This is a genomic window from Paenibacillus sp. JJ-100 (genome assembly GCF_948329825.1).
In the GTDB taxonomy this organism is placed as follows: domain Bacteria; phylum Bacillota; class Bacilli; order Paenibacillales; family Paenibacillaceae; genus Paenibacillus.
Genome location: NZ_CAOJCM010000002.1, coordinates 475221 through 499104, shown reverse-complemented (window position 1 = coordinate 499104; position 23884 = coordinate 475221). Strand labels below are relative to the sequence as shown.

General features: G+C 44.7%; 22 protein-coding genes, 1 riboswitch and 1 other annotated feature (1 of these 24 running past the window's edge). Of the genes, 21 read left to right on the top strand and 1 reads right to left on the bottom strand.

Annotated features, from left to right (window positions below):
* Nucleotides 1-72: 72 nt before the first annotated feature.
* The 21 genes from lysA to PQG66_RS08795 all read left to right on the top strand — a co-directional run bounded on the left by lysA (nucleotide 73) and on the right by PQG66_RS08795 (nucleotide 21598).
* Nucleotides 73-1404 (top strand): diaminopimelate decarboxylase, encoded by a 1332-nt coding sequence (gene lysA / locus PQG66_RS08895; RefSeq protein WP_272037335.1) that lies wholly within the window; start codon nucleotides 73-75, stop codon nucleotides 1402-1404.
* A gap of 250 nt (nucleotides 1405-1654) precedes the next feature.
* Complete coding sequence (locus PQG66_RS08890; RefSeq protein ID WP_272037334.1) at nucleotides 1655-2086, top strand: peptidylprolyl isomerase; 432 nt, start codon at nucleotides 1655-1657, stop codon at nucleotides 2084-2086.
* A gap of 275 nt (nucleotides 2087-2361) precedes the next feature.
* A complete protein-coding gene (locus PQG66_RS08885; protein ID WP_272037333.1) occupies nucleotides 2362-3687 on the top strand; it encodes a hypothetical protein in 1326 nt (441 codons plus the stop codon).
* A gap of 159 nt (nucleotides 3688-3846) precedes the next feature.
* Nucleotides 3847-4023, top strand: a riboswitch (FMN riboswitch).
* Between the two features lie 342 nt (nucleotides 4024-4365).
* Entirely contained in the window at nucleotides 4366-5469 is a 1104-nt protein-coding gene (gene ribD / locus PQG66_RS08880; RefSeq protein WP_272037332.1) for a bifunctional diaminohydroxyphosphoribosylaminopyrimidine deaminase/5-amino-6-(5-phosphoribosylamino)uracil reductase RibD, read from the top strand.
* Between the two features lie 12 nt (nucleotides 5470-5481).
* Nucleotides 5482-6150, top strand: a complete 669-nt coding sequence (ribE, locus tag PQG66_RS08875) for a riboflavin synthase (RefSeq protein WP_272037331.1) — start codon at nucleotides 5482-5484, stop codon at nucleotides 6148-6150.
* A 96-nt stretch (nucleotides 6151-6246) separates the two neighbouring features.
* Nucleotides 6247-7488 (top strand): bifunctional 3,4-dihydroxy-2-butanone-4-phosphate synthase/GTP cyclohydrolase II, encoded by a 1242-nt coding sequence (locus tag PQG66_RS08870; protein WP_272037330.1) that lies wholly within the window; start codon nucleotides 6247-6249, stop codon nucleotides 7486-7488.
* A 114-nt stretch (nucleotides 7489-7602) separates the two neighbouring features.
* The gene (gene ribH / locus PQG66_RS08865; protein ID WP_272037329.1) at nucleotides 7603-8070 is read left to right on the top strand and encodes a 6,7-dimethyl-8-ribityllumazine synthase; all 468 of its coding nucleotides are present in this window, start codon (nucleotides 7603-7605) and stop codon (nucleotides 8068-8070) included.
* Between the two features lie 104 nt (nucleotides 8071-8174).
* Nucleotides 8175-8975 carry a segregation and condensation protein A gene (locus PQG66_RS08860; protein ID WP_442955065.1) on the top strand — a complete coding sequence of 267 codons (801 nt, stop codon included), beginning with the start codon at nucleotides 8175-8177 and terminating at the stop codon, nucleotides 8973-8975.
* A complete protein-coding gene (gene scpB / locus PQG66_RS08855; protein WP_272037327.1) occupies nucleotides 8944-9636 on the top strand; it encodes an SMC-Scp complex subunit ScpB in 693 nt (230 codons plus the stop codon). The genes PQG66_RS08860 and scpB overlap by 32 nt, the downstream gene beginning before the upstream one ends.
* A 211-nt stretch (nucleotides 9637-9847) precedes the next feature.
* On the top strand, nucleotides 9848-10597 hold the full coding sequence (locus tag PQG66_RS08850; protein WP_272037326.1) for a DUF2953 domain-containing protein: 750 nt from the start codon (nucleotides 9848-9850) through the stop codon (nucleotides 10595-10597).
* Nucleotides 10598-10779: 182 nt separating this feature from the next.
* On the top strand, nucleotides 10780-11259 hold the full coding sequence (ytfJ, locus tag PQG66_RS08845; protein ID WP_272037325.1) for a GerW family sporulation protein: 480 nt from the start codon (nucleotides 10780-10782) through the stop codon (nucleotides 11257-11259).
* A gap of 136 nt (nucleotides 11260-11395) precedes the next feature.
* Complete coding sequence (locus tag PQG66_RS08840) at nucleotides 11396-12595, top strand: D-alanyl-D-alanine carboxypeptidase family protein (RefSeq protein ID WP_272037324.1); 1200 nt, start codon at nucleotides 11396-11398, stop codon at nucleotides 12593-12595.
* A 57-nt stretch (nucleotides 12596-12652) separates the two neighbouring features.
* Nucleotides 12653-13237 carry a nucleoside recognition domain-containing protein gene (locus PQG66_RS08835; protein ID WP_272037323.1) on the top strand — a complete coding sequence of 195 codons (585 nt, stop codon included), beginning with the start codon at nucleotides 12653-12655 and terminating at the stop codon, nucleotides 13235-13237.
* A gap of 49 nt (nucleotides 13238-13286) precedes the next feature.
* Nucleotides 13287-13820 (top strand): spore maturation protein, encoded by a 534-nt coding sequence (locus PQG66_RS08830; protein ID WP_272037322.1) that lies wholly within the window; start codon nucleotides 13287-13289, stop codon nucleotides 13818-13820.
* A 66-nt stretch (nucleotides 13821-13886) separates the two neighbouring features.
* Complete coding sequence (locus tag PQG66_RS08825; RefSeq protein WP_272037321.1) at nucleotides 13887-14705, top strand: S1 family peptidase; 819 nt, start codon at nucleotides 13887-13889, stop codon at nucleotides 14703-14705.
* A 222-nt stretch (nucleotides 14706-14927) separates the two neighbouring features.
* Nucleotides 14928-15677, top strand: a complete 750-nt coding sequence (locus PQG66_RS08820) for a pseudouridine synthase (protein ID WP_272037320.1) — start codon at nucleotides 14928-14930, stop codon at nucleotides 15675-15677.
* A gap of 135 nt (nucleotides 15678-15812) precedes the next feature.
* On the top strand, nucleotides 15813-16340 hold the full coding sequence (locus tag PQG66_RS08815) for a redoxin family protein (protein WP_272037319.1): 528 nt from the start codon (nucleotides 15813-15815) through the stop codon (nucleotides 16338-16340).
* A 14-nt stretch (nucleotides 16341-16354) separates the two neighbouring features.
* The gene (resB, locus tag PQG66_RS08810) at nucleotides 16355-18028 is read left to right on the top strand and encodes a cytochrome c biogenesis protein ResB (RefSeq protein WP_272037318.1); all 1674 of its coding nucleotides are present in this window, start codon (nucleotides 16355-16357) and stop codon (nucleotides 18026-18028) included.
* Nucleotides 18025-19287 (top strand): cytochrome c biogenesis protein CcsA, encoded by a 1263-nt coding sequence (gene ccsA / locus PQG66_RS08805; RefSeq protein ID WP_272037317.1) that lies wholly within the window; start codon nucleotides 18025-18027, stop codon nucleotides 19285-19287. Before resB ends, ccsA begins: the two co-directional genes overlap by 4 nt.
* Before the next feature lie 141 nt (nucleotides 19288-19428).
* Nucleotides 19429-20145, top strand: a complete 717-nt coding sequence (locus PQG66_RS08800; protein WP_272037316.1) for a response regulator transcription factor — start codon at nucleotides 19429-19431, stop codon at nucleotides 20143-20145.
* 55 nt (nucleotides 20146-20200) lie between these two features.
* Nucleotides 20201-21598, top strand: coding sequence for an ATP-binding protein (locus PQG66_RS08795; RefSeq protein WP_272037315.1), 1398 nt, complete (start codon nucleotides 20201-20203; stop codon nucleotides 21596-21598).
* 274 nt (nucleotides 21599-21872) lie between these two features.
* Here the strand turns inward: PQG66_RS08795 and serA are convergent, their stop codons facing one another.
* Nucleotides 21873-23468 (bottom strand): phosphoglycerate dehydrogenase, encoded by a 1596-nt coding sequence (serA, locus tag PQG66_RS08790; protein WP_272037314.1) that lies wholly within the window; start codon nucleotides 23466-23468, stop codon nucleotides 21873-21875.
* A gap of 201 nt (nucleotides 23469-23669) precedes the next feature.
* Nucleotides 23670-23884 (bottom strand) — a binding site (T-box leader); it runs 16 nt beyond the window's last position.

Below are 23884 nucleotides of genomic sequence, written 5' to 3'. Positions count from 1 at the left end.
TATTTGATATACTGGTATAAAATCAATGGAATAATAGCTGTTCCAGTATATAAAAAGTGAGGAATGCAGACGATGTATTTACACGGTACAAGTAGAATAAATGAGCACGGCCACCTGGAGATTGGTGGAGTAGACGTTACGGATATGAAGAAGCAATTCGGAACACCGCTCTATGTTGTGGATGAGCAATTGGTTCGTGAGCGCTGTAGAGAATATATGGAAGCATTCCGCGCTTCAGGTTTAGGTTTCCAGGTTGCTTATGCAAGCAAAGCATTCTGTGTAATGGCGATGTGCGCCCTTGTAGCGGAGGAAGGACTTTCTCTGGATGTCGTATCGGACGGAGAGTTATTTACAGCTCTGCAGGCAGGGTTCCCGGCCGAGCGTATTCATTTCCATGGCAATAACAAGACGCTGGAAGAGATTGAGATGGCTATAGATGCGGAGATCGGATGTTTCGTAGTTGACAATTTTAACGAGTTGCATCTGCTTCAAGCGGTCGCAGCCGACAAAAATTGTAAAGTGAACATTCTTCTTCGAGTAACTCCTGGCGTTGAAGCCCATACTCATGAATATATTTCAACAGGACAGACGGACTCCAAGTTCGGTTTTGATATTGGTAATGGTGCAGCCTTTGAAGCGATTGAACTGGCATCCAAACAGCCAAATCTGGTACTGCTGGGTGTTCACTCTCACATCGGTTCCCAGATCTTTGAAGTTGAAGGGTTCCAGATGGCGGTACAACGTGTCGCTGCATTTGCATCAAGTGTATATGAGCGCTTGAATGTGGCATTCAAAGTGGTGAACCTGGGTGGCGGGTTCGGCATTCGTTATATCGACGGAGATACACCGCTTGAAGTGGCTCAGTACGTGAAGGCTATTACGGATGCCGTGAAAAATCATTTTGCACAAATTGGTTATGCTGTACCTGAAATCTGGGTTGAGCCAGGCCGCAGCATCGTAGGTGAAGCAGGGACAACGCTCTACACTGTTGGTACTAGCAAAGACATCCCAGGCGTACGTAAATATGTAGCTGTAGACGGCGGTATGACGGATAACCCACGCCCTGCATTGTACGAATCCAAGTATGAAGCTGTGCTGGCGAATCGTGCAAATGAAACAGCAACAGAAACCGTATCTGTCGCAGGTAAATGCTGCGAGAGTGGTGATATGCTGATCTGGGATCTCGACTTACCTAAAGTGGAAAGTGGCGATTTGCTTGCCGTAGCTTGCACAGGGGCATATAACTACTCCATGGCGAGCAACTATAACCGGATTCGTCGTCCAGCGGTTGTATTTGTAAAAGATGGTCAAGGTGATGTGGTTGTACGCCGTGAGTCGTATCAGGACATTATTCAGAATGACCTTGTTCCAGCCCGTATTGGCAAACAGACAGTTACGCTTTAAAGAAACTTAAATAGACAGAAGAAGAAGGTGACTGAAACCAGTCACCTTTTTTCTGTCTCTATCTAGCAGAAATATTAATTGGAGTGATTTAGATTAAACAGCATCTTTCATGAATTTCAAAAATTTCTCTTATCCTTTTGCGATTCATCCCTTTTCGGTGTACACTAATAAAAGTGCTGTAATGCTTGACCATAAGTATAGTGTTACGTCACAACTAACCTTGCTCAAATTTGAAAGGAGTCATTTACATATGGCGAAACAAGCGAAAATTAAAATGGCAAACGGCGGAGAAGTATTGATTGACCTCTTCGATCAAGAAGCTCCAAACACAGTAGCAAACTTCGAAAAGCTGGCAAACTCCGGTTTCTATAACGGACTTGTGTTCCACCGTGTTATCCCGGGTTTTGTAGCTCAAGGCGGATGCCCTAGCGGTACAGGTACTGGTGGCCCTGGTTACACAATCAACTGTGAGATTAACCCGAACAAGCATGAGCGTGGAACCCTAGCAATGGCACATGCTGGTCGCAACACAGGTGGAAGCCAATTTTACATCTGCTATCAGCCACAGCCGCATCTGGATGGACAACATACTGTTTTCGGTAAAGTAACGAAAGGTATGGAGTTTGTTGATGCTTTTGAAGGCCGCGACAAAATGGAAACGGTTGAGGTTGTAGAAGTTTAATTCAATCTTCTGAATGACCATGAGTTTACTTCGGAACCCCTGATATCTTCTGTTACAGAAGTACCAGGGGTTTTGTGCATTTTTGACAGAAACATACGGTTTGATCTTGTTAAAAATAAGCTTATAGGAACTGGCGAGTACGTAAAACCTGGGTTACTCTAATTTAAGCTGCGAATCTCCATCATATTAAGCATCGAATGACATGGGGATTTGCACCATAAATGAGAAGTACATATGTAGCAACCTAACTGGAAAGGATGTTGTTGACTTTGAGCATGGATATGGTTCAGCAACTTAAATTACTTCAACACATTTATAGTGAGCGTACAATTTGGGACGAAGAGCTGCGAGCTGCAAGACAGACGGTGCCTGAGGATGTTTCTACAGAGCAATTACAGGCTTTAGAGGCTGCTGGACATGAACCTAATCGCTTCGAAAGACCGCAGCATGAGGATACGATCCGAGAGCTGAGAGCTCTGGCCGAGCGTTGGACACTTCAGAATGCTGCTCAGGCTTTTGTGGCTTCTTTATGGTCTGCCCCAATGATCTGGCGTTCACTCCTTACAGGAAAACTGATAGCAGCCAGCTTACCGGATCATGAATATAAACCGTATCCTTCCAGTCATAAGTGTCAGATTTGTGGTTTGGATGTAAATGACGGAGTGGATGTATCGCTTCAGTGGTACTGGCGGATGACAAATGGCACGCCACTGGATGGAAATATTCATGGACATGTATTGGCTCTGAGGGAGATGGCTGCTTCGCCGGAGATACCTGCTCCGACTGAATATGATCGCTGGACGCTCCGTGCATTGCTGACTGTACTGCGCAATCTGCCTCCCAAAACGCGTTACAGTAAGGCTGCGGAGGCGCTCAAAAAAGCACAACTGCTGGCTTCCAAAAAGATATATGTATACCGTGACTTGCTCGAGACACTGGCACTTGCAGGTATTCTGGATACACCGGAGCAACCGGGTATGATCACTGCGTTCACTAGTTATGCTGAACGTGACAAACGACCGAATACTCGTGTTGAGGTACAAGCTCCACTCGCATGGTGGGATTCATCTGTCGGGATTAATGAAAAGAATCTGTCGCGGATTTTCGGTGACCTCGATTGCAGTGATGTTTCGATTGAGGATAAGGATAAACCCGAACCGAATCCACCCGTGAGTAAGACGGTTATCGGTGCATTCGAAAGCAGACGAGGTGTTGCCACCAAGGCCAAAGTACCTAAAAAGTCTCCAGATGCTGGCACAGGTGAGGTTCAGCCAGGAGATGTATATGCTGTGAAAGTGCTTAGTGGGGCTTGGGTCACCGTGTACTGCCATGAGGTGAAGGATAAACGTGCCATAGTTGAATACTTGGATGGTGTGTTTAAAGATATGCCGGGCAAAGAAGAACTAATTCTGACTGTTCGACCAAGGCCCGATGAACGCTGGCAGTGTTCAGCTATTGGAATGGACTCTACAAGCTGGGTTAGGAGAGTAGCCCGGGATATGCCATCTCCTGATGCTGACCAGCCAGCACCAACAGGTATTCCGTTCCATCCTGCAAAGGATCTAAGGCACATGGCTAGCTGGTGTTTTCCTGATCTATAGAAAATGTATCCCTGACTTCCGGAACAAGATCCGTGTCTCGTGCGAGATGCGGATAAAATAATACATAAATGCTTATTAAAAGTTAGTATATGATAAAAAGAAACAAAAATAAATTGATTTTTTGACATTAAAGTGCTAACATCCAATTAATAACGAAAGCGAATCCTTCAGGGCAGGGTGAAATTCCCTACCGGCGGTGATGTCATGTTGAAGCAGCGTTTGTATTCAAAATTTTGCATCAACATAACAAAGTCCGTGACCTGTCTGCCTGCGGCAGATGGCTGATCTGGTGTAATTCCAGAACCGACAGTATAGTCTGGATGGGAGAAGGAGTGGGTGTATGCCAGTTAGGCTGCACTCCGCAGGAGTGATGTCGTACAACATTCAGCAACAAATGATGTTGTGCGGGGAATGCTCGCGGTTAACGAGTTTTCCGATGCATAATACCGTTTAATAGAAACTCTTTACCCTGTTGTTGCATGCAACTCTTTAGGTCTGATTTTGCATGCAATAAGGTATGTGTTTGTTTTCACTTACCTGCTATAAGGTTGGATTGAGTGTCGGTATTGTTGTGTTTCATCTCTCCTACAGATGACATTAGTCTTCCATCATCCCCATCGAACGGATCGTTCGGCGGGGATTTTTTAGTACAAGATTATAACCGCGGGGTGAACGGATATGGAAATGATCAATGATGAATTTTATATGGCGTTAGCACTGGATATGGCAGAACGGGCTCAAGGGCAGACGGGCATTAATCCCGTCGTAGGATGTGTCGTTGTTAAAGATGGAAGGGTCGTTGGCTTGGGAAGTCATCTGAAACGAGGTACAGGCCACGCAGAAGTACATGCACTTAATATGGCTGGAAGTGAGGCGGAGGGAAGCACCGTCTATGTGACTCTTGAACCTTGCAGTCACTATGGTAAAACACCACCCTGTAGTGAACGATTGATCCATGAGAAGGTCAAACGTGTGGTCGTCTGTTGTGAAGACCCGAATCCGCAGGTCTCGGGTACAGGCATCGGCATGTTGCGTCAACAGGGCATCGAGGTGGAAGTAGGTGTTTTGCGCGAACGCGGACGTCGGATGAATGAAAAATTTATCAAGTTTATTACGACAGGTCTTCCTTTCGTTACCCTTAAAACAGCATCTACACTGGATGGAAAAATCGCTACGCGCAGCGGAGATAGCAAATGGATCTCCAATGAGCCAGCACGGGAGATTGTGCATGCACTTCGTCATCGTCATCAAGGTATCATGGTTGGTGTAGACACGGTTATCGCCGATAATCCGGAGTTAACGACCCGTCTGCAAGTAGAGGGCATCAGCCCGGTAAGAATCGTTGTGGACTCCAAGTTGCGTCTGCCTGTAGGCTCCAAGATGGTCAAGGACGGCCTTGCACCAACATGGGTGCTCACGACCGACGAGGCCAGCCAGGAAGCGGCTGAACGTCTTGAAGCATACGGCGTTGAAGTGATCCGTTGCGGGCCTGGGCCGCGCGTGGATTTATTGCATGGGCTGAGCAAGCTGGGAGAGCGTGAGATTGGCTCCATTCTCCTTGAGGGCGGTGGTACATTGAACGGCGCGATGTTAGAAGCGCGGCTGGTAGACCGTCTGCTCATGTTTATTGCTCCGAAAATTGTGGGTGGATATGATACCCCTGGAAGTTTCCGTTTTGAAGGTGTCGAGCGGATGAGTCAGGCGATCCAATTGCATCAGCTGGAAATTGAGCAAGTTGGAGATAATATCAGCATTGGCGGCATTCCAGTTTGGCCAGAATAGGAGGACGATAGAATGTTTACGGGTTTGGTAGAAGAAGTTGGTCAGATCCGGCGCATTGGACGTAAAGGCGAGGCTTTAGTTCTGAACATCGGTGCCTCTGTCGTAATGGAAGATCTCAAGATTGGTGACAGCGTAGCGGTGAACGGGGTCTGTCTGACTGCAACCACGCTGGAAGGCGGAGGTTTCACTGCAGATGTCATGCCCGAAACGTATCGTCATACGAATCTCAGCCAGCTTCAATCCGGCAGTAAGGTCAATCTGGAACGAGCCATGTTGTCCGGCGGACGATTTGGTGGTCATATCGTGCAGGGGCATGTGGATGGGACAGGAGTTATCGTCAGAATCACGCGAGATCAGAATGCAGTTGTGTTCGAGATCAGGCCAGATGACAGTGAGCTGTTTAAATTTTTAATCCCCAAAGGCTCGGTCACTGTGGATGGGATAAGTCTAACGGTCGTGCAGGCGACCTCGGGTTCCTTCACCGTTTCAATCATTCCTCATACGATTGGAGAGACTGTATTACATGTGAAGAAGCCCGGCGATACCGTCAATATCGAATGTGATATTTTGGGCAAATATGTGGATCATCTGTTGCAGTATGGCAAGGGGCATGCAGAAACGCCTGCAAAAAAACCGCGTAGCATCAGTGAGGAGTTCCTATCCAATCACGGATTCGCTTAATCCGTCCATACAAAAATGAAACAGAATAAAATGGGGAACTTAGTTCCTTAACCGACCAAAAAATAAAAAAACAAACTGTTAACAGGGGGTGCACTGATGTCAGAACAATCTCAACCATCCGTCCTTGATTCAATTGAAGAAGCTCTTAACGATCTGATGCGTGGTAAACCGGTGATTGTGGTCGATGATGAAGATCGTGAGAATGAAGGTGACTTTATCGCTTTGGCGGAAAAGGCGACCCCAGAGGTAATCAATTTCATGATCACTGAAGGCAGAGGACTGGTTTGTGTACCGATTACACAGCAGCGTGCCGACGAACTGAATTTGAAACCGATGGTGCAGCAAAATACGGATTTCCATGGCACAGCTTTCACCGTTTCGGTAGATCATATGGACACAACAACAGGCATTTCAGCGCACGAGCGTTCGATTACGGTCAAAGGTCTAATTGATGCGAATGCCAAAAGCAGTGATTTTCGCAAACCGGGTCACATGTTTCCTCTGATTGCGAAGGACGGGGGTGTACTCCGCCGTGCTGGACATACAGAAGCAGCGGTTGATCTTGCAATCATGTGCGGGTCCTATCCCGCAGGTGTGATCTGTGAAGTGATCAAAGAAGATGGCACGATGGCACGACTTCCTGATCTGCAAGAGATTGCACGCAAACATGACCTGAAGCTGATTAGCATACAAGACATGATTCGTTACCGGAATGAAAAGGAACAGCTGGTAAAACGTGAAGTGTCTGTACGTATGCCAACGGATTTTGGAGAATTCCAGGCAGTGGCTTATACGAACGCAGTAGACCACAAAGAACATGTTGCTCTGGTTAAAGGTGAAATTGACAGTTCCAAGCCAGTCCTTGTACGTGTTCACTCAGAGTGCCTGACTGGAGATGTATTCCACTCTCACCGTTGTGATTGTGGTCCGCAGTTTGATGCAGCCTTGAAACAGATTCATGATGAAGGTAACGGCGTACTTCTCTATATGAGACAGGAAGGCCGCGGGATTGGTCTGATCAACAAACTCAAAGCGTATAAGTTGCAAGAAGAAGGGCTGGACACCGTGGATGCCAATCTGAAGCTTGGTTTTGCTGCTGATCTTCGTGATTATGGAATTGGTGCTCAAATTCTGAAAGATCTCGGTGTGCGTCAGATTCGATTGTTAACCAATAATCCGCGCAAGATTAAAGGTCTGGAAGGCTATGGATTGGAAGTTGTTGAGCGAGTTCCCATTCAGATGAAGGAGAATGTGGACAATACAGCTTATCTTCACACCAAACAATCGAAACTCGGTCATATGCTAGAGTTTGACGACATGGAGCAGAACGAGCATTAATTTTGAATGAACCTAGGGTTTGAATGTTGGGTTTCACTGTATGTAAATATTGGATATTTCAGTTAGTAATTGTAGCACCTATAACATGAACATATTGACAGGGAGATGACGAAAATGCCTAACTATTTTGAAGGACATTTAGTATCAGAAGGTTTAAAATACGGTGTGGTTGTTGGACGTTTTAATGAATTTATTACGAGCAAACTGTTGAGTGGGGCGCTGGATGCGTTCAAACGTCACGGTGTGCAGGACAATGAAGTGGATGTGGCTTGGGTTCCAGGGGCATTTGAAATCCCGCTAATTGCACAGAAAATGGCTGAAAGCGGCAAATATGATGCGATTATTACACTGGGCACTGTTATCCGTGGCTCCACGACACATTATGATTATGTCTGCAACGAGATGGCTAAAGGGGTAGCGGCGATCAATCTGAAAACTGGCGTGCCTACCATCTTCGGATTGGTTACTACCGAGAACATCGAGCAAGCGATTGAGCGTGCTGGAACGAAGGCAGGGAACAAAGGTTGGGATGCAGCTACAGCTGCTATTGAAATGGCGAACTTGACGAAACAGCTAAAATAGTGCTTATTTAATAGTAGTGCCCTGCTTAGCGCAGATCGAAAACGGGTGACCGGCTTCGAATGGCTGGCAGGGTTTTGTATTTTTCTGGCGGGAGGATTCGTCTAGTGACGGTAGTTACATACAAACTGGAGACTTTTGAAGGGCCTTTGGATCTGCTGCTTCATCTGATTGACAAGGCTGAGATTGACATCCAGGATATTCCCATCAGCGATATTACCGATCAGTACATGGCGTATCTGCATTCCATGCAGGAGCTGGAACTGGATATTACAAGTGAATTTTTGGTGATGGCAGCTACACTGCTGTCGATCAAGAGTAAACTTTTACTGCCCAAACCACCGGTAATCGAGGATTTCGAGGATTATGACTATATGGAAGATGAAGATTATGATCCGCGTGCCGAATTGATTGCACGTCTTATCGAATATCGCAAATATAAAGGAATTGCGCGGCATCTGCATGAACGAGAATGGGAGCGCAGTCTTATTTTTTCCAAAGAACCCGAAGATCTTCGCCCTTATATGCCTGTGGAGGAACAATCTAATCCGGTGCAAGGTCTGCACACTTCAGATCTCATTGCGGCGTTTCAGAAGGCTCTACGCAAGGCTGAGAAACGTACAACAGTCACTCGGATCAAACGAGATGAGATATCGGTCAAAGACCGTATACGCGAAGTGATCGGTGCCTTGCAGGGTGTCGGCCCTGGAGGACGCATATTATTTTCTAAGCTCATGGATGACCAGATGTATCGGCATGAGATTGTGGTGACCTTTCTCGCGGTGCTGGAGCTAATGAAGATGAAGCAGATTGTTTGTTATCAGGAACGGTTGTTTGAGGATATTGTTATGGAGTGGAGAGGGGAAACAACGAATCATGGATTTTCCGAAATTGAAGTCGATTATTGAGGGTCTGCTGTTTTTGTCCGGAGAAGAAGGCCTGAGTGTAAAACAAATTGCTGAGATCGTTGACCAAAGAGTCGAGCTGGTTACGGATGCAATTGAGGAAATGGCTCTCGATTTTTCCCGGCAAGGTCGGGGCGTACAGATTATGAAGATTGCTGGTGTCGTGCAACTCGGGACATTGCCGGAACACGCAGCATATTTTGAGAAGCTAGCCTATTCCCCTGCACGCACGTCATTATCTCAGGCGGCTTTGGAGACGTTGGCCATTGTAGCTTACCGTCAGCCTATTACACGAGTGGAGATTGAAGAAATCCGCGGTGTGAAATCCGAACGTGCAATTCATACGCTTGTGAACAAAGATCTGATTGTTGAAGTGGGGAGAGCAGAAGCGATCGGACGCCCCATTTTGTACGGAACGACCAAGTCGTTTCTGGATTATTTTGGACTCGCCTCGATTAAAGATCTTCCGGAACCAGGATTGTTTGAAGATTCTGAAAATTTGGAAGAAGAAACGCAATTATTATTTGATAAACTAGATATGCAACAGCCTGGCGCTGAGAATACTGATGTGCAGAGTGAGTTTGAATTTGAAGAAGGAACCGTGATGCCGGAAGAAGACAACGTATTTGATCCAAATGATGATTCTGAAGATTCATCGTCTTGATAAGAGAATAGTACACATATAGGGACAAAGTGGAGGTAAATCTGCTTTGTTTTTTTTTGTTCCTATTTAGATGTCATCTGCATAAAAAAGGTCTTATGTCCACGTCGGTGTGTTCGGAAGAAATTGGTCAAATTCATTGAAGCGTGAATTTTTTCCAGTATAGAATGCCATACTAGACATGAAAAGAATTGAGGGCTTGGAGGTAAGGCCTGTGTGGATCTGGTTTGGAGGAATCGGTTTGTTCGTCGCACTGCTGATTGCCGCGGTCCTCATCTCAAATGTTCATGTGCATGTAGTATTCCGTAAACATAAGAGCGATGACTATGCCAAAATCAATGTTCGAATGATGTACGGCCTCGTGCGGATGAATTACGAGATTCCGAGCATTATTTTTCGAAATATGAAAGAAGGCTTCCTGTTTAAAACCGAACACTCCATGAATCATTCCAGAGGAGAAGTGCTCGGGAGTCAGCGGGTGAACAAACGCAAAGTGGAAAATTGGGCAAATGAAGTAAAAGTCATGCTCAAAGCAACGGAAGCTCTGAAGATTTGGTTTAAGCAAACACTCAAACGAGTCCATATTACGAATCTGTTCTGGTCTACTGCCTTTGGAGTAGGTGATGCCGCTTATACGGCGATGTTATCGGGCTGGCTATGGAGTGTAAAATCGATGATTATTGGTTTTTTAACGTATCAGATGAGATTCAGGACGGTCCCTGACCTTGAAGTGCTTCCCGTTTGGTCAGATGAGATGGAGTTCAGAATGGAATTGGATTTTAAACTTCAGATTCGTATGTTGTCGATCTTTATTGCAGGGGGAAGGTTGCTTACCCGTGTGCTGCACGTTGAAGGAGGCTGGCGAATGTGGCTTAAGCTCCTCAAACAGGAACGTCAGAAGTTTAAAGAAAAGAAAAAATATAAGCATATTGTGGATAAAGAAGATCATAAATCCGGAACATAGCCGGTCCGTGAATTCAATTTTTTGTTAACTCCCAAACCACATCATACGGTCCCCTGTTTTGATTACATAACTCCATGTAAGTTTGGGGATGATATGTTTAGATCAAAAACCTATATAAGTTGAACAAATCATTTGAGTTAGTTCTACTTACGTAGCTTACATTGAAACTGGAGGGAATGCAGATGTCAGATCATCCAATTCAAGGCTTAATGGAAACAGCAATGGAAAATATCAAGGCCATGGTGGATGTCAATACAATCGTTGGCGATGCTGTAGAGACACCGGATGGTACCGTCATTTTGCCGATCAGTAAAGTTGGATTTGGCTTTGCGGCAGGCGGAAGTGATTTTAATGTAAGTGATGGAAAAGGAAGTGGCACATCGAGCACAACGGAACATGCTCATTCCGCGAAGGTCGCTTCTCCCTTTGGTGGCGGTAGTGGCGGTGGTGTATCCATCCGTCCAATCGCTTTTCTAGTCGTTGGCAAGCAAGGTGTGCACATCGTGCCGCTTGATAATTCCACGCACTTGTTTGAAAAATTGATTGATTCTACACCTTATGTCCTTGATCGTATTCAGGAAATGTTCCGTCAGCGTAATCATGGTACAACGGAACATGAACATGATGTTCGAGTGACGACGGATCGTACAACGTATAGCTAAGATATATGGTTAAATTGCTAATCCCTCTGGCACTACGGTGCAAGAGGGATTTTTGATGTTTTTAACGGAGAAGGACATACTCCAGATTGTCCGAACATAGGATAGTACAAGATTCCAAGGACCCGGAGGAATGTGGATGGGAAAATTAATGAAGGCTATTGTAGGAATGATTTTACCTGTATTATTGCTGTCTACCGTGGGGACACCGACTGTTCAAGCAACGGTTGTAGGACCATCTACGCATGCACAAAGTGCAGCCCTTATCGACGTGACATCAGGGAGAATTCTGTATAGCAAGGATGGGGACAAGGAGTTGCGGATCGCAAGTTTGACTAAAATCATGACTGCTATCGTTGCGATTGAGGAAGGAAAGTTAGATGCAAAAGTCAAGGTTTCCCCAACCGCTTTTGCCAAAGAGGGATCTTCGCTCTATCTCAAACTAGGTGAGGAAATGACGCTGGAAAATATGCTATACGGTTTGATGTTACGCTCTGGTAATGATGCTGCCTCAGCCATCGCTGAGCATATAGGGGGCTCCGAGGAAGGCTTTGTTCTTCTTATGAATAAAAAGGCAGAGCAGATCGGTTTGACACACTCCCATTTTATGAATCCTCATGGACTTGATGCAGACGGCCATTATTCTACAGCTAATGATATGGCAAAGTTAACAGCCTACGCACTCCATAACCCGGTTTTCAAACGCATCGTTGCGACGGAGAATAAATCAGCTCCGAATCCCAATGAAAGCTGGGAATATTCCTGGCATAACAAAAATAAAATGCTGGGTCTGTATGAAGGTGCTGACGGGGTGAAAACCGGATATACAAAAAAAGCATTCAGATGCCTTGTTAGTTCAGCGACTCGGAACGGACAACAACTCGCAGCAGTGACCCTTAATGATGGCGATGATTGGAATGATCACGCAAGGATGCTTGATTTTGGATTTAACAATTTTCCACTGGTTGAAATTGCTAGGCGAGAACAGCCTGTGCAGAATATGGAACTCGTAACGGGACGTGGATTTAAGTACCCTCTCGCCAAAGGAGAAGAGGACGCTTTAACCAAGAAGCTGGTTTTAATTGATAATCGTACGAAGAACCAGGATGTCACTAAAAAGGCGGAGGCTAATCAGTCTACTGACCCTTCATTTGGACTGGCAGGCCGAATTGATATGCAGCTGAGAAACGAACCTATCGGTTCCATTCCTGTGTATTACAAAGGCAGCTATATTCCACCGGAGCCTAAACTTGAAGATGCTGCATTGGGAAGCATCGGTGATGTGACAACTTGGCTTTCAGCATGGAAAACAGTGTTGAGTCGGTTATTATCTCCTTAATTCGAAATAGAAGGGCAAAGACTTGAGTGCTGTCAAGGTGTGAGGAGGAATGATGCAATGATTAATCTGATCTGGCTCATGATGATCTTGAGCGGGTTTGCTTTTGCAGCATTTAACGGGAAAATTGAAGTCGTCACCCAGGCAGCATTCGATGGTGCGGCGACGGGTGTGACGGTATGTTTTGGTCTGATCAGTGTGCTCGTATTCTGGATGGGAATGATGAAAGTGGCGGAAGATGCCGGTTTACTTGGACGGATTGCGAAGTTACTGGGACCTGTTGTTGGATTTCTGTTTCCCGACGTTCCGAAAAATCACCCAGCCATGGGGTATATCTTGTCCAACATGAGTGCAAATTTGCTCGGACTAGGGAACGCAGCTACACCAATGGGGATCAAGGCTATGCAACAGCTGCAAGAGCTGAATCCTGACAAACAAACAGCTTCGCCAGCGATGTGTACTCTGCTGGCATTGAATACAGCCAGTATAACGATTATTCCAACAACGCTGATTGCAATCAGGTTGAACTATCACTCTGCGAACGCCACAGAGATTGTAGGGACAACGCTAATGGCTACTATTATTGCTACACTTGCTGCCATTATGGCAGATCGCTGGTATCGAAGCAGAACCCTCCGCAGATGACCGCAAATAAAACCAGAGCGGTAATCCTAGCATGAAAGGATGAGTAACCTTGTTAACCTTCATTAACTGGATTTCCGTCTGGGCCATACCGGTTATTATCGCGTTTGTTCCATTATATGCGTTTACCAAAAAGGTTCCAGTCTACGAATCTTTTGTTGATGGGGCCAAGGATGGCTTCTCCACCGCAATCAGCATCATTCCACATCTTGTCGGGATGATGGTTGCTATTAGTGTCTTCCGTGCATCGGGAGCTTTGGATTATGTTATAAGTCTGATCGCTCCCCTTGTCTCCTGGATGGGAGTTCCAGGAGAAGTTCTCCCCCTGGGCATCCTACGTCCGTTAACCGGCACAGGCTCATTAGCTTTTACCACCGATCTAATAAAAACATATGGTCCTGATTCTATGATTGGTCGTATGGCTTCAACGATTCAGGGCAGTACAGACACAACGTTATATGTCTTGACGGTTTATTTTGGAGCAGTAGGTATACGGAATGGCCGTTATGCACTCAAAGTCGGGTTGTTTTCAGACGTTGTTGGATTCATTGCTGCACTAGCTATTTGTTTGATCGTTTTTGGTTAAATAAAAGCGCCTTTCCTTCCGATATATCAGTTATGCTAGAATGGTAACCGGGAGGAGAGTTAAAACATGAAGATGAATTGCAAACAGATACTCCGTTACGGATTAACAGGTATACTTGCCCTGACTTTAATAACAGGTTCGTCAGGACTAGCGGCTGCTCAGGCTGAACAGACGATACACTTCACTGGTAATTTTGACAAGACATTACGTGCTCAGATGGCGATTACTGCGGATTCTTTCCCAGTTGTGAATGTACGTTTGATTAAAGCAGATGAGCCGGATAAAATTTTTTATGATGTAGGGACATCGATCTTAATATCCCCTGATGAAGTGCTGACCAATTACCATGTTGTTCAAAGTTACGCCGAGATTTCTGACGGTGATAAAGGAACATTGACTGTGGCGAGTCCAGGTGCACTCAATCAGGTTGTCAAAGCGAAAATTATCAAAACAGATCCCGTAACGGATATGGCCTTGCTCAAGCTGGACAAGCCGATTGACGCTAAACCTGTGAAATTCGCTAATGCTAGAGATAATCAACCGGTCTACACAATTGGTTTTCCCAAAAATCCATCTGGAAATCTATTAATTTTGGATGATGATCTACCTGAGACATACAATACGATAGCAAAAAGCAGAGTGTATAGCTCACACGCAGTAGATGTTCATGGGAAAGCAGGCGTAGGCAACATTGTAAAAGCAGTGGCACAAGGCAATTCAGGAGGACCAGTACTTGATCAAAATTATCAGGTAATTGGTATGATGACGTTTGTATACAATGGACGGACCTATTTCATTACTTCTAAAACATTGCAGGATTTTGTGAAAGAAGCTGGGTCTCCGCAGAAAAAACCGATTGCAGTTGAAGGCAAAGTTTCAAGCTAATGTAATCTTTATAAACGATGTATACAAAGAAAGTTTACCTTTGCGTGGTCCGAACGAAAATGGACGTGGCATCGGTAAGCTTTTTTTGTCTCTAAGCGATCCAGTACCTATGCCTCAAACAGATAATTCGGCAATCATGACTGCCTGTTCATAAAAACATTGGATAATCCTTGTGATTTCCTGGTCGGATGGGTATCATTAGTGTGAGGTGACATGACAAACATGGAAAGATTACAAAAAATTATTGCACAGGCAGGTATTGCATCCCGCCGCAAGAGTGAGGAACTGATCCTGTCCGGCAAAGTGGAAGTTAACGGGGAGGTCGTAACCGAACTGGGTACGAAAGCAAACCCCGAAGAGGATATGATTACGGTCAATGGAAAACCGGTCCGTAGTGAGAAGAAAGTGTATTTGATGCTGAACAAACCCAAAGGGGTTATCACAAGTGCATCCGACCCGGAAGGTCGAAAAATTGTTTCCGATTATTTGAAGGGTGTTAAGGAACGTGTCTATCCGGTAGGGCGTCTCGATTATGATACAGAAGGGCTGCTCATTCTGACCAATGATGGTGAATTCGCCCATCTGCTGACCCACCCGAAGCATCACGTACCGAAAACGTATTTAGCGACCGTTAAAGGGATACCCCATGGTACGGAACTGGACAAACTCAAAAATGGAATTATGCTTGAGGATGGTATGACAGCGCCAGCGGAAATTGAATACAAAGATGTGGATACTGCAGGCAATGAGGCTGTGATTTCCATTACGATCTATGAGGGACGGAACCGTCAGGTAAGACGTATGTTTGAGGCAATCAACCATCCAGTAACACGACTGAAACGGATTTCGTTTGGTGGCATTTTGCTACAAAATCTGAAGCGTGGACTGACGCGTCACCTAACCAAAGAGGAAGTTAACAATCTGATTACACTTGCGAAATCGGAACCCGCCAAAAAAATGAAAAAAAGGTAATGTGAGGACACATAATTTTCATAAAACCGCCGCAATTTTGTGACGAAATTCGCTATAATTGTTCATAGGTTGTTCACAGTTATCTGTGACAAACAGGAAACAAATGAAATCGTCACATAAAAGGGGAGCAGCACAATGGGGAAATCAAGAAGAACGGTGCAAATCGTTATTTTGTGTTTGATCCTGGTGTTGGGCGGATACGCGATAACGACATCGGTATCCGGATCAAATGGCAAGCCAAAAGAAGGGGATCAAGCCCCTTCTTTTGAACTGCTGGGCCTGGATGGGCAAGTTCACACGGCTGATGAGTATAAAGGCAAAGCGATGGTTATCAATTTCTGGGGCACATGGTGTGAGCCTTGTGTGAAAGAGATGCCTGCACTTCAGGCGCAGGCTGACAAATGGAAAGATAAAGGTGTCCAATTTGTTGGAATTAACGTTGGAGAAGATCAGATGACGGTAGAGAATTTTGTGCGGCAGGTGGGTGTAACGTTCCCGATTATGCTAGACCGGGAGAAAAACTCAGTTCGAGAGTATGGAATTTCTCCAATGCCAACCACGTTTTTTGTATCTGAAACGGGTAAGATCTCCACAATTCATATCGGACAATTGGATTTAGACACACTTGACACTCAAATCTCACAACTGGCGAAGCAGCCCTGACAGGAGGTCTATTCGTGTTTCAAAATACGAAATGTGAGTGTGGTCATCAAAATCCCGTAGGAACGGTATTATGTGAAGCCTGTGGCAAGCCGCTGCTGGAGAATGATGCTCAGTCAAACGAAGTGCTGGAGATGCGTTATGATGGGATGGCACGGCGTTCACAACGCAGTAATCCCAATATCATTGATCGGATATGGAACTTTTTCTCATCCGTGAAAATTGCAGTTTATATGATCGTTATTACTCTCATTGGTTCAATACTGGGTACGATTTACCCTCAAGAGAGTACGTTTCTGAACATTGATCCTTCCGTTTATTACAAAGAAACCTACGGTCAATTTGGCCATATTTATTATCTTCTCGGACTGTCCCATACATATGAATCCTGGTGGTTTATTCTACTGCTAGTGATGATCGGGGCTTCGCTTGTAATTTGTAGTCTGGATCGTGTCCTTCCGCTGTATAAAGCACTACATAAAGTGCGCATACGAAAACATCTGCAATTCCTGACGAGGCAGCGTCTTGTCTATCAAGGATCTGTGAACGAGGCACCAGAAGAGTGGATTAAGAAAGCGGTTACGCCATTTCGAAAAAAGCATTATCGTGTTTATACGCAGGGGGATGCATTGTTTGCCGAGAAGCAGCGTTTCAGCCGTTGGGGCCCCTATGTGATTCATATTGGACTCATTATTTTTCTATTAGCTGTACTGGCCCGCGGACTTCCAGGTTTGAACCTTGACGAACACGTTGCTTTTCCAGAAGGGGAAATTAAGAAAATTCCGAACACTTCCATGTATTTAAAAAACGAGAAGTTTACTGTGGAGTTTTATAGTCAAGATGAAGTGCCAGAGCACTTCAAAGACTTGAATAAAACTATTCCCAAACTGTTTGAAACCAAGGTTGTTTTGTACGAATGTAAGGCTGATTGCTCGGATCCCTCGAAAAAACCTCAACTTGCTGAGGTTGCAAGACACGATGTTCAGGTGAATCATCCGCTTAATTACGAAGGTCTGAAGGCATATCAATTTGATTATGATCTCACGCCGACCATTCGCTCGGTTACACCGGATCTAGTCAATACAAAGACAGGAGAAGTATATGGATCTATCAAGATCGATATGATGGATACGCAGCGTTCCTTTGAAGCAGGGCCTTATCAACTAACAGTTAAGGAAAAATTTATGGATTTTGCGCTGGACGATGAGGGAAAGCCGAAATCTAAATCGCCCTCACCCAATGCTCCTGCATTTCTCTTTCATATAGAAGGTCCAGATCTACCTGAACAAGGGATTCAATATTTGTATTTTGCCAAACAAATCGACAAACAGCACTTTCAGCAGGATGAAATCAACCGCCAACTTGTTGGTGGGGATCTTCCTTTGCAGCTAGAGGTAGATAGTATGGATAAGGTAGACCTTATTCAATCAGTAAGTTACCTGAATATACGCGTAGATAAAGCAATGCCTTTTGTCTGGGTAGGTGCTGGCATTGTCATGTTGGGTCTTGTGATGGGTTTCTATTGGCATCATCGCCGCGTATGGATTCGATTTGATGATGAGCAGATCGCACTCGGCGGACATACCAACAAAAACTGGTTTGGTTTCAGACGTGAAGTTGCTAGCATTTTGAAACAAATGGATCTTGAAGTGGATGAGAAGTCGTTGGATAACGGGGGGAATCAAGCATGAATATACTGGATTTCAGTGGAGATGCATTTATAGTATCTTTTTTTCTGTATTGTGCTTCGTTTGTGTTATATGCCATTGCTGTAATGGGCAAGAAATGGAGTAACCGTGATCCGATTGACCATATGAATCGTTGGGGTAAGTTTGCCTTCATCGCTTCGACAATTGCATTAATTGCACATTTTGTTTTCTTCATAACCCGTTGGGTAGGAGCAGGCCATATTCCGGTAAGTAATATGTACGAGTTTATGTCCTTTTTGTCCATGATGATTATGGTTGCATTTATTGTCGTCTACGCCATTTATCGAAAATCTCTTCTAGGCTTGTTTGCACTCCCATTGACGATTATAATTATGGCTTATGCGGCCGTGTTTCCCCAGGAAGTTCAACCGTTAACGTCAGCGTTACGCTCCATTTGGTTGAAAATTCACGTTACACTAGCAGCATTGGGTGAAGCGTTTTTCGCTGTTGGTTTTGCAGCTGGATTTATGTATCTTCTTCGTACGGTAGACTTCAGTGGAAAAGATAAGTCCTCTCGTCGTCAACGTGGATGGGTGGAATTCACATTGATTACGATTGTCGTGGTGATCGCATTCCTCGGAACTGTGTTTGCCTTCCGTTCTGCTGGATATGAAGCCGTTTTCGTGCAGAAAACAGTTAGCATTGACACAAAGGGAGAGGAAAATAGTACAATAGAGAAAGTGATTTATCGTATGCCTCCTATTTTTGCTCCATATAATAGCGAAGTGGAGAGCATGAAACCATTTCTCGGAATGAAAGAACCTTTACTTGAAACGCCTTCTTGGATGAACGGAGTTAATGCCGGGCGCAAGCTAAATACGGTGGTCTGGTCAATCATCACAGGTATGATTCTATATGGAATAATTCGTTTAATTGTACGCAGACCGCTTGGACAAGTATTACAGCCTATGATGAATGGCATAGATGCTGATGACCTTGATGAGATCAGTTATCGGGCCATTGCGATCGGATTCCCTATATTTACACTAGGAGCTCTCATTTTCGCTATGGTTTGGGCACAGATTGCTTGGAGCCGTTTCTGGGGCTGGGATCCCAAAGAAGTGTGGGCATTGATTACATGGTTGTATTATAGTGTGTACCTGCACCTGCGTTTATCTAAAGAATGGAAGGGTCAGAAGTCTGCTTGGCTCGCTGTACTGGGCTTCTTAGTTGTCATGTTTACACTGGTTGGTGTGAATTTGATTATCTCGGGATTACATTCCTATGCTGGAGTAGAATGATTAAGGAATTCGGTGTAATTGGCAGGCAAAATAACGATAAATTTATGAGATTTCCCTTTTACAACGGGGGGATTCAAATATTGTTCGTAAAAAAGGAACATAATAGAATGATGAGGAGTATTGTAAAGGGGCTTGAGTGGCATGTCAGAACATGAAAATCGCATATTGGTTGTGGATGATGAAGAGAGAATCCGCAGACTACTTAAAATGTATCTTGAAAAAGAAGGTTTTGAAATTGATGAAGCGGAGGATGGAGAAACGGCACTTCGTAAAGCGACGGCTGGAGATTATGGTTTGATCTTGCTAGATGTCATGCTTCCAGGAATGGATGGCGTTGAAGTGTGTACTCGTCTCCGTCAGGTGAAGTCTACCCCTGTTCTTATGCTCACGGCAAAAGGGGAAGAGATTAATCGAGTACAAGGTTTTGAAGTAGGTGCAGATGATTATGTAGTAAAGCCATTTAGTCCTCGTGAAGTGATTTACCGGGTGAAGGCCATTTTGCGTCGTTCTTCTGCAACGGCATATCTTTCCAAAGAAAGTAACTCTAGTAATAACATTGTGTTTCCGCATCTGGTTATTGAACATGATGCTCACCGAGTGACAGCAGGTGGTGAAGAGATCAGTTTAACGCCTAAAGAGTACGAGTTGTTACACTATCTTGCAACTTCGCCTGACAAAGTTTTCTCTAGAGAAGAGCTGCTAAAGGACGTATGGAACTATGAATTTTTTGGTGATCTTCGTACCGTCGATACACATGTGAAGCGTCTCCGTGAGAAGCTAAACAAAGTATCACCTGAATCGGCAGCGATGATAACCACCGTGTGGGGTGTCGGTTATAAACTCGAAGTTCCGAAATAACTTTGCTTTCTGGAGATCATTAGTAGGGAAACTATGGATAACGATTATATGTCTCGTGGGTTGTGTACTTATAGCACTAGGTCTTTTTCTGTTGCCCTATATAGACACTAACTTTGCTGAATCGGAATCTAGAGACATCAAAAGGCTGTTTACTTATATCTGCATCATCGGATTCAGTTTAACTACGTTTTTTGCATTATTTCTGTTTACGAAAATTACACAGCCTATGCAGCAATTGATTCAGGCAGCCAATGCCATCCGTAAGGGGAATTATGGAACAAGGCTTTCACTCCGTACGAATGACGAAATTGGTGAACTTGCAATCACCTTCAATCACATGGCGGCTCAACTGGAAGATACGATTCGAAATCTGAATCATGAGAAAGAACATTTGGCCAGTGTACTGCGAAGCATGACAGATGCTGTAATCACCTTTGATGGTCAAGGGAAGGTCATTCTGACGAATCCACCAGGTGAGAAAATTATGCAGGCATGGTACGCCCTCGACTGGGGTCAAGAGGATGAAGGGCTGGATGGCTATCCTGCTGCAAATCCATCGCGTGATGTTCCAGAACCACTCATTCCCTTATTCAGGTTAGTGATGGAGCACGGGGGCGACCAGAACGCCAATGTTCATGTCCAGCAAGGAGTATGGTCTGTTCAGATGGCTCCCTTATATGCGGATAGTGTGGTGCGGGGCGCAGTAGCCGTTTTAAGAGATGTGACCGAAGAAGTGAAGATGGAGAAAATGCGTAATGACTTCGTCGCCAATGTATCTCATGAGATCCGTACCCCGTTATCGATGATGCAAGGATACAGTGAGGCTCTACTTGACGGTATGGCAACTTCACAGGAAGAGAGTGAGGAACTGATTCAGGTCATTCATGATGAGTCATTGCGAATGGGCAGACTCGTTAAGGACTTGCTTGATCTTGCCCGCATGGATGCAGGACATACAGATATGAATATGGGAGAAGTAGAGCTCGGAGAGCTTCTTGAACGCATTTACCGAAAGTTTATCGTGCGCTCGAAGGAGCAAGGCATTCAGCTTCAGTTTGAATGCAAACAGGAGGTCATTACACTTCAACAGGCAGACGAAGACAGGTTGGAACAAGTGTTCACGAATCTTTTGGATAATGCATTTAGACACACGCCTGCAGGTAAACATGTGAAGATTACTGTTGAGATTGTTACTTACCTGCGATCTTCTTATGCAAAGGTATGTATAAAAGATGAAGGGGTTGGTATTCCTTCATCAGACGTTCCTTATATTTTTGAGCGCTTTTATAAGGCAGATAAAGCTAGAGTCAGGGGAGAAAGCGTGGGAACAGGACTCGGTCTGGCTATTGTTAAAAATATCGTAGATGCTCATCAAGGTACGATTCATGTCAATAGTTTACTTGGTGAAGGCACGGAATTTATTTTGCAATTTCCCGTGGATTCTTCGAAATAGGTTAATTTCAAACAAAAACTGCTGAAACACCCTCTCATGGAGGGTGTTTTTTTGTTGAAGTATTTCGTTTAATCTTGTTCAACGTGGAACAAGCTATTCATTCTTTTATTCTTAAAAATGTTCCAGCTCTTATATTGGTGAAATGATAGTGGTAGCGGGTATCTAAAATAGGAACATGCAGGCAAATAAAAAGCGGGATCCTAATCGGATCCCGTCTTTGTTTACATGTAACAATGATGATAATGATGATTAAATGATGATATCAACTGATCGACTAATCAAGTACAATTTCTACCGCACGATTCAATTCAGGCAGGTCCGTTAGCTGAACCAGCACGTCTTTAGGAACAGCTTTATCAACAGTCAAAATCATAATCGCAGCACCGCCAATAATTTTACGACCAACCTGCATCGACGCAATATTCACATCGTTTTGACCAAGCAGGGTACCTACACGCCCAATAATACCTGGTTTATCGTTGTGAGAGATCAAAATTTGGTGGTTTTCCGGAGCGATATCTACCGGGAACTTGTCTAGACGAACAATTCGCTCGCCATATCCTGCAAGAAGCGTACCTGCGACACGGCGCTCTTCAGCATCTTGAGCGGTCACGAGAGTTACAGTAATCAGGTTTGTGAAGCCTTTTGTAGCTGAGGTTTGGCTCACAACGACATTTAAATCACGAATTTTAGCCAAATGCATGGAGTTAACAATATTAGCTTCACCGCCCAAATGTCTCGCCAGAACGCCTTTTACAATGTAACGTGTCAATGGTGATGTATCAACTTCGGACAGATCACCTGCATAGTCGATACGAATCTCTTGTACTGCATTTTGAGTGATCTGTGAAGCGAAACTTCCCAAAGTTTCCCCCAATTTGAAATAAGGTTGCAATTTGTTCATGACAGTCGGTGCAACGGCAGGCATATTCACGGCATTTTTGAACGGTTCGTTACGAAGAATGTGAAGAACCTGTTCAGATACGTCAATCGCCACGTTCTCTTGAGCTTCTACAGTTGATGCACCCAGGTGAGGTGTGACAATGATACTTGGATGGTTCAGAAACGGGTGGTCTGCTGCTGGCGGCTCACTCTCGAATACGTCAAATGCAGCCCCAGCAACGATTCCTTCATCAATAGCCTCCACAAGTGCCATCTCGTCAACTACGCCGCCGCGTGCACAGTTAATGATGCGCATGCCTTTTTTCATCACTTCGAATTGCGGGCGGGAAATCATATGACGCGTTTCCGGAGTAAGTGGAGTGTGCACCGTCATAAAATCTGCATTTCGGATAATATCGTCAACACTTGCTAGCTTGACTTGAAGTTTTTCAGCACGCTCTTCAGTGAGGAACGGGTCGTAAGCGAGAATGTCCATTCCAAATGCTTTGGCACGCTTAGCAACCTCACTACCGATTCTACCCATACCTAGTACACCCAGTGTTTTATTTCTTAACTCGACACCGAGGAATGTTTTTCGATCCCATGTACCTTGAACGGTTTTCGCGTACGCCTGCGGAATGTGACGTGCCAGTGCCATCATCATGGCAAAAGTATGCTCACAGGTTGTAATTGTATTGCCATCTGGTGCATTAATTACAATGATACCACGTTGTGTTGCAGGTTCTAGCTCAATGTTATCCACACCAACGCCTGCGCGTCCAATGACTTTAAGTTTGGTGCCAGCCTTCATAATACGTTCAGTAACACGTGTTTGGCTACGAACTAAAAGTGCATCATAATCACCGATAATGGCTACAAGTTCATCTTCACTAAGTCCGGTTTTCTTCTCGACAACGACATCATTTGCATCCACCAGCTGCTGAATTCCCAGATCACTGATTGGGTCCGACACTAAAACTTTGTACATGGTTTCTTCCTCCTTAGGTTTGTATATCTATTTTCGTCAAGGTCTGATCTCCCGCAGGAGACATATCCTTAGAACCGATAATTCTTCCCTCCAACAACGCGTTATCGTAGCAGAGGAGAAGGGTGAAAAGATAGGGTGATTCCACCGTTTTCTTGGATCAAAAACAATCAAAAAACTCTCAATCCACATACTGCTTGCGCAATAAGGGACGAGAGCTATCGTGGTACCACCCTAATTCACTGCCATTTCACAACGACAGTCTTAGCGGTCAATGAAGACCGAAGAGGATAACGGGTCTAAACCGATTGCACCTACTCCAATTTCAATGCAATAACTCAGGAGCGCTAAAGATCATCTGCTTGCCACCGATTCTCACCAACCATCGGCTCTCTGAAAGACTAAGCAACGTCTTATTT